This window comes from Acinetobacter sp. 228 (genome assembly GCF_048147885.1).
Genome location: NZ_JAYWYV010000032.1, coordinates 1 through 8,199 on the forward strand (window position 1 = coordinate 1; position 8,199 = coordinate 8,199).

Consider the following 8,199-nt stretch of genomic DNA (forward strand, 5'->3'; position numbering starts at 1 on the left):
AGGAATGCGCGTAGCCCGTCGGCAGAATCGACCATTTCTGCCATCACCCGGGCAGTTTGTTGCATGGTGCCGGGAAGAAGCATCCGTTACCGCCGGACTGCCAAACGTCAGCGAGCTGGTTGATATGGTTTACGAGTATTGCCGGAAGCGAGGCCTGTATCCGGATGCGGAGTCTTATCCGTGGAAATCAAACGCGCACTACTGGCTGGTTACCAACCTGTATCAGAACATGCGGGCCAATGCGCTTACTGATGCGGAATTACGCCGTAAGGCCGCAGATGAGCTTGTCCATATGACTGCGAGAATTAACCGTGGTGAGGCGATCCCTGAACCAGTAAAACAACTTCCTGTCATGGGCGGTAGACCTCTAAATCGTGCACAGGCTCTGGCGAAGATCGCAGAAATCAAAGCTAAGTTCGGACTGAAAGGAGCAAGTGTATGACGGGCAAAGAGGCAATTATTCATTACCTGGGGACGCATAATAGCTTCTGTGCGCCGGACGTTGCCGCGCTAACAGGCGCAACAGTAACCAGCATAAATCAGGCCGCGGCTAAAATGGCACGGGCAGGTCTTCTGGTTATCGAAGGTAAGGTCTGGCGAACGGTGTATTACCGGTTTGCTACCAGGGAAGAACGGGAAGGAAAGATGAGCACGAACCTGGTTTTTAAGGAGTGTCGCCAGAGTGCCGCGATGAAACGGGTATTGGCGGTATATGGAGTTAAAAGATGACCATCTACATTACTGAGCTAATAACAGGCCTGCTGGTAATCGCAGGCCTTTTTATTTGGGGGAGAGGGAAGTCATGAAAAAACTAACCTTTGAAATTCGATCTCCAGCACATCAGCAAAACGCTATTCACGCAGTACAGCAAATCCTTCCAGACCCAACCAAACCAATCGTAGTAACCATTCAGGAACGCAACCGCAGCTTAGACCAAAACAGGAAGCTATGGGCCTGCTTAGGTGACGTCTCTCGTCAGGTTGAATGGCATGGTCGCTGGCTGGATGCAGAAAGCTGGAAGTGTGTGTTTACCGCAGCATTAAAGCAGCAGGATGTTGTTCCTAACCTTGCCGGGAATGGCTTTGTGGTAATAGGCCAGTCAACCAGCAGGATGCGTGTAGGCGAATTTGCGGAGCTATTAGAGCTTATACAGGCATTCGGTACAGAGCGTGGCGTTAAGTGGTCAGACGAAGCGAGACTGGCTCTGGAGTGGAAAGCGAGATGGGGAGACAGGGCTGCATGATAAATGTCGTTAGTTTCTCCGGTGGCAGGACGTCAGCATATTTGCTCTGGCTAATGGAGCAAAAGCGACGGGCAGGTAAAGACGTGCATTACGTTTTCATGGATACAGGTTGTGAACATCCAATGACATATCGGTTTGTCAGGGAAGTTGTGAAGTTCTGGGATATACCGCTCACCGTATTGCAGGTTGATATCAACCCGGAGCTTGGACAGCCAAATGGTTATACGGTATGGGAACCAAAGGATATTCAGACGCGAATGCCTGTTCTGAAGCCATTTATCGATATGGTAAAGAAATATGGCACTCCATACGTCGGCGGCGCGTTCTGCACTGACAGATTAAAACTCGTTCCCTTCACCAAATACTGTGATGACCATTTCGGGCGAGGGAATTACACCACGTGGATTGGCATCAGAGCTGATGAACCGAAGCGGCTAAAGCCAAAGCCTGGAATCAGATATCTTGCTGAACTGTCAGACTTTGAGAAGGAAGATATCCTCGCATGGTGGAAGCAACAACCATTCGATTTGCAAATACCGGAACATCTCGGTAACTGCATATTCTGCATTAAAAAATCAACGCAAAAAATCGGACTTGCCTGCAAAGATGAGGAGGGATTGCAGCGTGTTTTTAATGAGGTCATCACGGGATCCCATGTGCGTGACGGACATCGGGAAACGCCAAAGGAGATTATGTACCGAGGAAGAATGTCGCTGGACGGTATCGCGAAAATGTATTCAGAAAATGATTATCAAGCCCTGTATCAGGACATGGTACGAGCTAAAAGATTCGATACCGGCTCTTGTTCTGAGTCATGCGAAATATTTGGAGGGCAGCTTGATTTCGACTTCGGGAGGGAAGCTGCATGATGCGATGTTATCGGTGCGGTGAATGCAAAGAAGATAACCGCTTCCGACCAAATCAACCTTACTGGAATCGATGGTGTCTCCGGTGTGAAAGAACACCAACAGGGGTGTTACCACTACCGCAGGAAAAGGAGGACGTGTGGCGAGACAGCGACGAAGTATCACCGACATAATCTGCGAAAACTGCAAATACCTTCCAACGAAACGCACCAGAAATAAACCCAAGCCAATCCCAAAAGAATCTGACGTAAAAACCTTCAACTACACGGCTCACCTGTGGGATATCCGGTGGCTAAGACGTCGTGCGAGGAAAACAAGGTGATTGACCAAAATCGAAGTTACGAACAAGAAAGCGTCGAGCGAGCTTTAACGTGCGCTAACTGCGGTCAGAAGCTGCATGTGCTGGAAGTTCACGTGTGTGAGCACTGCTGCGCAGAACTGATGAGCGATCCGAATAGCTCGATGCACGAGGAAGAAGATGATGGCTAAACCAGCGCGAAGACGATGTAAAAACGATGAATGCCGGGAATGGTTTCACCCTGCATTCGCTAATCAGTGGTGGTGCTCTCCAGAGTGTGGAACCAAGATAGCACTCGAACGACGAAGTAAAGAACGCGAAAAAGCGGAAAAAGCAGCAGAGAAGAAACGACGACGAGAGGAGCAGAAACAGAAAGATAAACTTAAGATTCGAAAACTCGCCTTAAAGCCCCGCAGTTACTGGATTAAACAAGCCCAACAAGCCGTAAACGCCTTCATCAGAGAAAGAGACCGCGACTTACCATGTATCTCGTGCGGAACGCTCACGTCTGCTCAGTGGGATGCCGGACATTACCGGACAACTGCTGCGGCACCTCAACTCCGATTTAATGAACGCAATATTCACAAGCAATGCGTGGTGTGCAACCAGCACAAAAGCGGAAATCTCGTTCCGTATCGCGTCGAACTGATTAGCCGCATCGGGCAGGAAGCAGTAGACGAAATCGAATCAAACCATAACCGCCATCGCTGGACTATCGAAGAGTGCAAGGCGATCAAGGCAGAGTACCAACAGAAACTCAAAGACCTGCGAAATAGCAGAAGTGAGGCCGCATGACGTTCTCAGTAAAAACCATTCCAGACATGCTCGTTGAAACATACGGAAATCAGACAGAAGTAGCACGCAGACTGAAATGTAGTCGCGGTACGGTCAGAAAATACGTTGATGATAAAGACGGGAAAATGCACGCCATCGTCAACGACGTTCTCATGGTTCATCGCGGATGGAGTGAAAGAGATGCGCTATTACGAAAAAATTGATGGCAGCAAATACCGAAATATTTGGGTAGTTGGCGATCTGCACGGATGCTACACGAACCTGATGAACAAACTGGATACGATTGGATTCGACAACAAAAAAGACCTGCTTATCTCGGTGGGCGATTTGGTTGATCGTGGTGCAGAGAACGTTGAATGCCTGGAATTAATCACATTCCCCTGGTTCAGAGCTGTACGTGGAAACCATGAGCAAATGATGATTGATGGCTTATCAGAGCGTGGAAACGTTAATCACTGGCTGCTTAATGGCGGTGGCTGGTTCTTTAATCTCGATTACGACAAAGAAATTCTGGCTAAAGCTCTTGCCCATAAAGCAGATGAACTTCCGTTAATCATCGAACTGGTGAGCAAAGATAAAAAATATGTTATCTGCCACGCCGATTATCCCTTTGACGAATACGAGTTTGGAAAGCCAGTTGATCATCAGCAGGTAATCTGGAACCGCGAACGAATCAGCAACTCACAAAACGGGATCGTGAAAGAAATCAAAGGCGCGGACACGTTCATCTTTGGTCATACGCCAGCAGTGAAACCACTCAAGTTTGCCAACCAAATGTATATCGATACCGGCGCAGTGTTCTGCGGAAACCTAACATTGATTCAGGTACAGGGAGAAGGCGCATGAGACTCGAAAGCGTAGCTAAATTTCATTCGCCAAAAAGCCCGATGATGAGCGACTCACCACGGGCCACGGCTTCTGACTCTCTTTCCGGTACTGATGTGATGGCTGCTATGGGGATGGCGCAATCACAAGCCGGATTCGGTATGGCTGCATTCTGCGGTAAGCACGAACTCAGCCAGAACGACAAACAAAAGGCTATCAACTATCTGATGCAATTTGCACACAAGGTATCGGGGAAATACCGTGGTGTGGCAAAGCTTGAAGGAAATACTAAGGCAAAGGTACTGCAAGTGCTCGCAACATTCGCTTATGCGGATTATTGCCGTAGTGCCGCGACGCCGGGGGCAAGATGCAGAGATTGCCATGGTACAGGCCGTGCGGTTGATATTGCCAAAACAGAGCTGTGGGGGAGAGTTGTCGAGAAAGAGTGCGGAAGATGCAAAGGCGTCGGCTATTCAAGGATGCCAGCAAGCGCAGCATATCGCGCTGTGACGATGCTAATCCCAAACCTTACCCAACCCACCTGGTCACGCACTGTTAAGCCGCTGTATGACGCTCTGGTGGTGCAATGCCACAAAGAAGAGTCAATCGCAGACAACATTTTGAATGCGGTCACACGTTAGCAGCATGATTGCCACGGATGGCAACATATTAACGGCATGATATTGACTTATTGAATAAAATTGGGTAAATTTGACTCAACGATGGGTTAATTCGCTCGTTGTGGTAGTGAGATGAAAAGAGGCGGCGCTTACTACCGATTCCGCCTAGTTGGTCACTTCGACGTATCGTCTGGAACTCCAACCATCGCAGGCAGAGAGGTCTGCAAAATGCAATCCCGAAACAGTTCGCAGGTAATAGTTAGAGCCTGCATAACGGTTTCGGGATTTTTTATATCTGCACAACAGGTAAGAGCATTGAGTCGATAATCGTGAAGAGTCGGCGAGCCTGGTTAGCCAGTGCTCTTTCCGTTGTGCTGAATTAAGCGAATACCGGAAGCAGAACCGGATCACCAAATGCGTACAGGCGTCATCGCCGCCCAGCAACAGCACAACCCAAACTGAGCCGTAGCCACTGTCTGTCCTGAATTCATTAGTAATAGTTACGCTGCGGCCTTTTACACATGACCTTCGTGAAAGCGGGTGGCAGGAGGTCGCGCTAACAACCTCCTGCCGTTTTGCCCGTGCATATCGGTCACGAACAAATCTGATTACTAAACACAGTAGCCTGGATTTGTTCTATCAGTAATCGACCTTATTCCTAATTAAATAGAGCAAATCCCCTTATTGGGGGTAAGACATGAAGATGCCAGAAAAACATGACCTGTTGGCCGCCATTCTCGCGGCAAAGGAACAAGGCATCGGGGCAATCCTTGCGTTTGCAATGGCGTACCTTCGCGGCAGATATAATGGCGGTGCGTTTACAAAAACAGTAATCGACGCAACGATGTGCGCCATTATCGCCTAGTTCATTCGTGACCTTCTCGACTTCGCCGGACTAAGTAGCAATCTCGCTTATATAACGAGCGTGTTTATCGGCTACATCGGTACTGACTCGATTGGTTCGCTTATCAAACGCTTCGCTGCTAAAAAAGCCGGAGTAGAAGATGGTAGAAATCAATAATCAACGTAAGGCGTTCCTCGATATGCTGGCGTGGTCGGAGGGAACTGATAACGGACGTCAGAAAACCAGAAATCATGGTTATGACGTCATTGTAGGCGGAGAGCTATTTACTGATTACTCCGATCACCCTCGCAAACTTGTCACGCTAAACCCAAAACTCAAATCAACAGGCGCCGGACGCTACCAGCTTCTTTCCCGTTGGTGGGATGCCTACCGCAAGCAGCTTGGCCTGAAAGACTTCTCTCCGAAAAGTCAGGACGCTGTGGCATTGCAGCAGATTAAGGAGCGTGGCGCTTTACCTATGATTGATCGTGGTGATATCCGTCAGGCAATCGACCGTTGCAGCAATATCTGGGCTTCACTGCCGGGCGCTGGTTATGGTCAGTTCGAGCATAAGGCTGACAGCCTGATTGCAAAATTCAAAGAAGCGGGCGGAACGGTCAGAGAGATTGATGTATGAGCAGAGTCACCGCGATTATCTCCGCTCTGGTTATCTGCATCATCGTCTGCCTGTCATGGGCTGTTAATCATTACCGTGATAACGCCATTACCTACAAAGCCCAGCGCGACAAAAATGCCAGAGAACTGAAGCTGGCGAACGCGGCAATTACTGACATGCAGATGCGTCAGCGTGATGTTGCTGCGCTCGATGCAAAATACACGAAGGAGTTAGCTGATGCTAAAGCTGAAAATGATGCTCTGCGTGATGATGTTGCCGCTGGTCGTCGTCGGTTGCACATCAAAGCAGTCTGTCAGTCAGTGCGTGAAGCCACCACCGCCTCCGGCGTGGATAATGCAGCCTCCCCCCGACTGGCAGACACCGCTGAACGGGATTATTTCACCCTCAGAGAGAGGCTGATCACTATGCAAAAACAACTGGAAGGAACCCAGAAGTATATTAATGAGCAGTGCAGATAGAGTTGCCCATATCGATGGGCAACTCATGCAATTATTGTGAGCAATACACACGCGCTTCCAGCGGAGTATAAATGCCTAAAGTAATAAAACCGAGCAATCCATTTACGAATGTTTGCTGGGTTTCTGTTTTAACAACATTTTCTGCGCCGCCACAAATTTTGGCTGCATCGACAGTTTTCTTCTGCCCAATTCCAGAAACGAAGAAATGATGGGTGATGGTTTCCTTTGGTGCTACTGCTGCCGGTTTGTTTTGAACAGTAAACGTCTGTTGAGCACATCCTGTAATAAGCAGGGCCAGCGCAGTAGCGAGTAGCATTTTTTTCATGGTGTTATTCCCGATGCTTTTTGAAGTTCGCAGAATCGTATGTGTAGAAAATTAAACAAACCCTAAACAATGAGTTGAAATTTCATATTGTTAATATTTATTAATGTATGTCAGGTGCGATGAATCGTCATTGTATTCCCGGATTAACTATGTCCACAGCCCTGACGGGGAACTTCTCTGCGGGAGTGTCCGGGAATAATTAAAACGATGCACACAGGGTTTAGCGCGTACACGTATTGCATTATGCCAACGCCCCGGTGCTGACACGGAAGAAACCGGACGTTATGATTTAGCGTGGAAAGATTTGTGTAGTGTTCTGAATGCTCTCAGTAAATAGTAATGAATTATCAAAGGTATAGTAATATCTTTTATGTTCATGGATATTTGTAACCCATCGGAAAACTCCTGCTTTAGCAAGATTTTCCCTGTATTGCTGAAATGTGATTTCTCTTGATTTCAACCTATCATAGGACGTTTCTATAAGATGCGTGTTTCTTGAGAATTTAACATTTACAACCTTTTTAAGTCCTTTTATTAACACGGTGTTATCGTTTTCTAACACGATGTGAATATTATCTGTGGCTAGATAGTAAATATAATGTGAGACGTTGTGACGTTTTAGTTCAGAATAAAACAATTCACAGTCTAAATCTTTTCGCACTTGATCGAATATTTCTTTAAAAATGGCAACCTGAGCCATTGGTAAAACCTTCCATGTGATACGAGGGCGCGTAGTTTGCATTATCGTTTTTATCGTTTCAATCTGGTCTGACCTCCTTGTGTTTTGTTGATGATTTATGTCAAATATTAGGAATGTTTTCACTTAATAGTATTGGTTGCGTAACAAAGTGCGGTCCTGCTGGCATTCTGGAGGGAAATACAACCGACAGATGTATGTAAGGCCAACGTGCTCAAATCTTCATACAGAAAGATTTGAAGTAATATTTTAACCGCTAGATGAAGAGCAAGCGCATGGAGCGACAAAATGAATAAAGAACAATCTGCTGATGATCCCTCCGTGGATCTGATTCTATGAGTTACCCTGATGTTGTAATTGCATGTATAGAACATAAGGTGTCTCTGGAAGCATTCAGAGCAATTGAGGCAGCGTTGGTGAAGCACGATAATAATATGAAGGATTATTCCCTGGTGGTTGACTGATCACCATAACTGCTAATCATTCAAACTATTTAGTCTGTGACAGAGCCAACACGCAGTCTGTCACTGTCAGGAAAGTGGTAAAACTGCAACTCAATTACTGCAATGCCCTCGTAATTAAGTGAATTTA

At 47.2% G+C, this 8,199-nt stretch carries 15 protein-coding genes and 1 pseudogene; 14 read left to right on the forward strand and 2 right to left on the reverse strand.

What is annotated here, in order from left to right; all coding sequences use genetic code 11:
• From VXQ92_RS15030 to rzpD, 14 genes and pseudogenes are all read left to right on the forward strand, one after another.
• Positions 1 to 442, forward strand: a 442-nt coding sequence (locus VXQ92_RS15030) for a replication protein P (protein WP_243435659.1), incomplete at its 5' end; no start/stop codon positions are given.
• The gene (locus VXQ92_RS15035) at positions 439 to 729 is read left to right on the forward strand and encodes a protein ren (protein ID WP_000145933.1); all 291 of its coding nucleotides are present in this window, start codon (positions 439 to 441) and stop codon (positions 727 to 729) included. The genes VXQ92_RS15030 and VXQ92_RS15035, both read left to right, overlap by 4 nt.
• Positions 730 to 802: 73 nt before the next feature.
• Positions 803 to 1,243: a recombination protein NinB gene (locus tag VXQ92_RS15040; RefSeq protein ID WP_000736903.1), complete on the forward strand. Its 441-nt coding sequence runs from the start codon at positions 803 to 805 to the stop codon at positions 1,241 to 1,243.
• Positions 1,240 to 2,112: a phosphoadenosine phosphosulfate reductase family protein gene (locus VXQ92_RS15045; RefSeq protein ID WP_000611491.1), complete on the forward strand. Its 873-nt coding sequence runs from the start codon at positions 1,240 to 1,242 to the stop codon at positions 2,110 to 2,112. The genes VXQ92_RS15040 and VXQ92_RS15045 overlap by 4 nt, the downstream gene beginning before the upstream one ends.
• Positions 2,112 to 2,282, forward strand: coding sequence for a protein NinD (gene ninD, locus VXQ92_RS15050; RefSeq protein ID WP_223368622.1), 171 nt, complete (start codon positions 2,112 to 2,114; stop codon positions 2,280 to 2,282). The genes VXQ92_RS15045 and ninD overlap by 1 nt, the downstream gene beginning before the upstream one ends.
• The gene (locus tag VXQ92_RS15055) at positions 2,249 to 2,431 is read left to right on the forward strand and encodes a NinE family protein (RefSeq protein ID WP_000113775.1); all 183 of its coding nucleotides are present in this window, start codon (positions 2,249 to 2,251) and stop codon (positions 2,429 to 2,431) included. The genes ninD and VXQ92_RS15055 overlap by 34 nt, the downstream gene beginning before the upstream one ends.
• Positions 2,428 to 2,598 carry a protein NinF gene (locus tag VXQ92_RS15060; RefSeq protein WP_000566997.1) on the forward strand — a complete coding sequence of 57 codons (171 nt, stop codon included), beginning with the start codon at positions 2,428 to 2,430 and terminating at the stop codon, positions 2,596 to 2,598. Before VXQ92_RS15055 ends, VXQ92_RS15060 begins: the two co-directional genes overlap by 4 nt.
• The gene (locus VXQ92_RS15065) at positions 2,591 to 3,202 is read left to right on the forward strand and encodes a recombination protein NinG (RefSeq protein ID WP_001108044.1); all 612 of its coding nucleotides are present in this window, start codon (positions 2,591 to 2,593) and stop codon (positions 3,200 to 3,202) included. The genes VXQ92_RS15060 and VXQ92_RS15065 overlap by 8 nt, the downstream gene beginning before the upstream one ends.
• Positions 3,199 to 3,405: a phage NinH family protein gene (locus tag VXQ92_RS15070; RefSeq protein WP_002901791.1), complete on the forward strand. Its 207-nt coding sequence runs from the start codon at positions 3,199 to 3,201 to the stop codon at positions 3,403 to 3,405. Before VXQ92_RS15065 ends, VXQ92_RS15070 begins: the two co-directional genes overlap by 4 nt.
• The gene (locus tag VXQ92_RS15075) at positions 3,383 to 4,048 is read left to right on the forward strand and encodes a serine/threonine protein phosphatase (protein WP_001271136.1); all 666 of its coding nucleotides are present in this window, start codon (positions 3,383 to 3,385) and stop codon (positions 4,046 to 4,048) included. The genes VXQ92_RS15070 and VXQ92_RS15075 overlap by 23 nt, the downstream gene beginning before the upstream one ends.
• Positions 4,045 to 4,668 carry an antitermination protein gene (locus VXQ92_RS15080; protein WP_001235459.1) on the forward strand — a complete coding sequence of 208 codons (624 nt, stop codon included), beginning with the start codon at positions 4,045 to 4,047 and terminating at the stop codon, positions 4,666 to 4,668. Before VXQ92_RS15075 ends, VXQ92_RS15080 begins: the two co-directional genes overlap by 4 nt.
• A 682-nt stretch (positions 4,669 to 5,350) precedes the next feature.
• Positions 5,351 to 5,668: pseudogene (locus tag VXQ92_RS15085) on the forward strand (phage holin, lambda family).
• A gap of 22 nt (positions 5,669 to 5,690) precedes the next feature.
• The gene (locus tag VXQ92_RS15090) at positions 5,691 to 6,128 is read left to right on the forward strand and encodes a glycoside hydrolase family protein (RefSeq protein WP_202808541.1); all 438 of its coding nucleotides are present in this window, start codon (positions 5,691 to 5,693) and stop codon (positions 6,126 to 6,128) included.
• On the forward strand, positions 6,125 to 6,586 hold the full coding sequence (rzpD, locus tag VXQ92_RS15095; RefSeq protein WP_000092275.1) for a prophage endopeptidase RzpD: 462 nt from the start codon (positions 6,125 to 6,127) through the stop codon (positions 6,584 to 6,586). The genes VXQ92_RS15090 and rzpD overlap by 4 nt, the downstream gene beginning before the upstream one ends.
• Positions 6,587 to 6,617: 31 nt before the next feature.
• Here the strand turns inward: rzpD and bor are convergent, their stop codons facing one another.
• Together bor and VXQ92_RS15105 are read right to left on the reverse strand one after the other, a co-directional pair.
• Positions 6,618 to 6,911, reverse strand: a complete 294-nt coding sequence (gene bor / locus VXQ92_RS15100; RefSeq protein WP_000738492.1) for a serum resistance lipoprotein Bor — start codon at positions 6,909 to 6,911, stop codon at positions 6,618 to 6,620.
• Positions 6,912 to 7,200: 289 nt separating this feature from the next.
• A complete protein-coding gene (locus tag VXQ92_RS15105) occupies positions 7,201 to 7,611 on the reverse strand; it encodes a DUF1398 domain-containing protein (protein ID WP_012775990.1) in 411 nt (136 codons plus the stop codon).
• Positions 7,612 to 8,199: the final 588 nt, after the last annotated feature.

Bases quoted from the DNA above. Each gene is read 5' to 3' on its own strand.
- VXQ92_RS15035 (WP_000145933.1), top strand. From the start codon at position 439: ATGACGGGCAAAGAGGCAATTATTCATTACCTGGGGACGCATAATAGC.
- VXQ92_RS15040 (WP_000736903.1), top strand. From the start codon at position 803: ATGAAAAAACTAACCTTTGAAATTCGATCTCCAGCACATCAGCAAAAC.
- VXQ92_RS15045 (WP_000611491.1), top strand. From the start codon at position 1,240: ATGATAAATGTCGTTAGTTTCTCCGGTGGCAGGACGTCAGCATATTTG.
- ninD (WP_223368622.1), top strand. From the start codon at position 2,112: ATGCGATGTTATCGGTGCGGTGAATGCAAAGAAGATAACCGCTTCCGA.
- VXQ92_RS15065 (WP_001108044.1), top strand. From the start codon at position 2,591: ATGGCTAAACCAGCGCGAAGACGATGTAAAAACGATGAATGCCGGGAA.
- VXQ92_RS15070 (WP_002901791.1), top strand. From the start codon at position 3,199: ATGACGTTCTCAGTAAAAACCATTCCAGACATGCTCGTTGAAACATAC.
- VXQ92_RS15075 (WP_001271136.1), top strand. From the start codon at position 3,383: ATGCGCTATTACGAAAAAATTGATGGCAGCAAATACCGAAATATTTGG.
- VXQ92_RS15080 (WP_001235459.1), top strand. From the start codon at position 4,045: ATGAGACTCGAAAGCGTAGCTAAATTTCATTCGCCAAAAAGCCCGATG.
- VXQ92_RS15090 (WP_202808541.1), top strand. From the start codon at position 5,691: ATGCTGGCGTGGTCGGAGGGAACTGATAACGGACGTCAGAAAACCAGA.
- rzpD (WP_000092275.1), top strand. From the start codon at position 6,125: ATGAGCAGAGTCACCGCGATTATCTCCGCTCTGGTTATCTGCATCATC.
- bor (WP_000738492.1), bottom strand. From the start codon at position 6,911: ATGAAAAAAATGCTACTCGCTACTGCGCTGGCCCTGCTTATTACAGGA.
- VXQ92_RS15105 (WP_012775990.1), bottom strand. From the start codon at position 7,611: ATGGCTCAGGTTGCCATTTTTAAAGAAATATTCGATCAAGTGCGAAAA.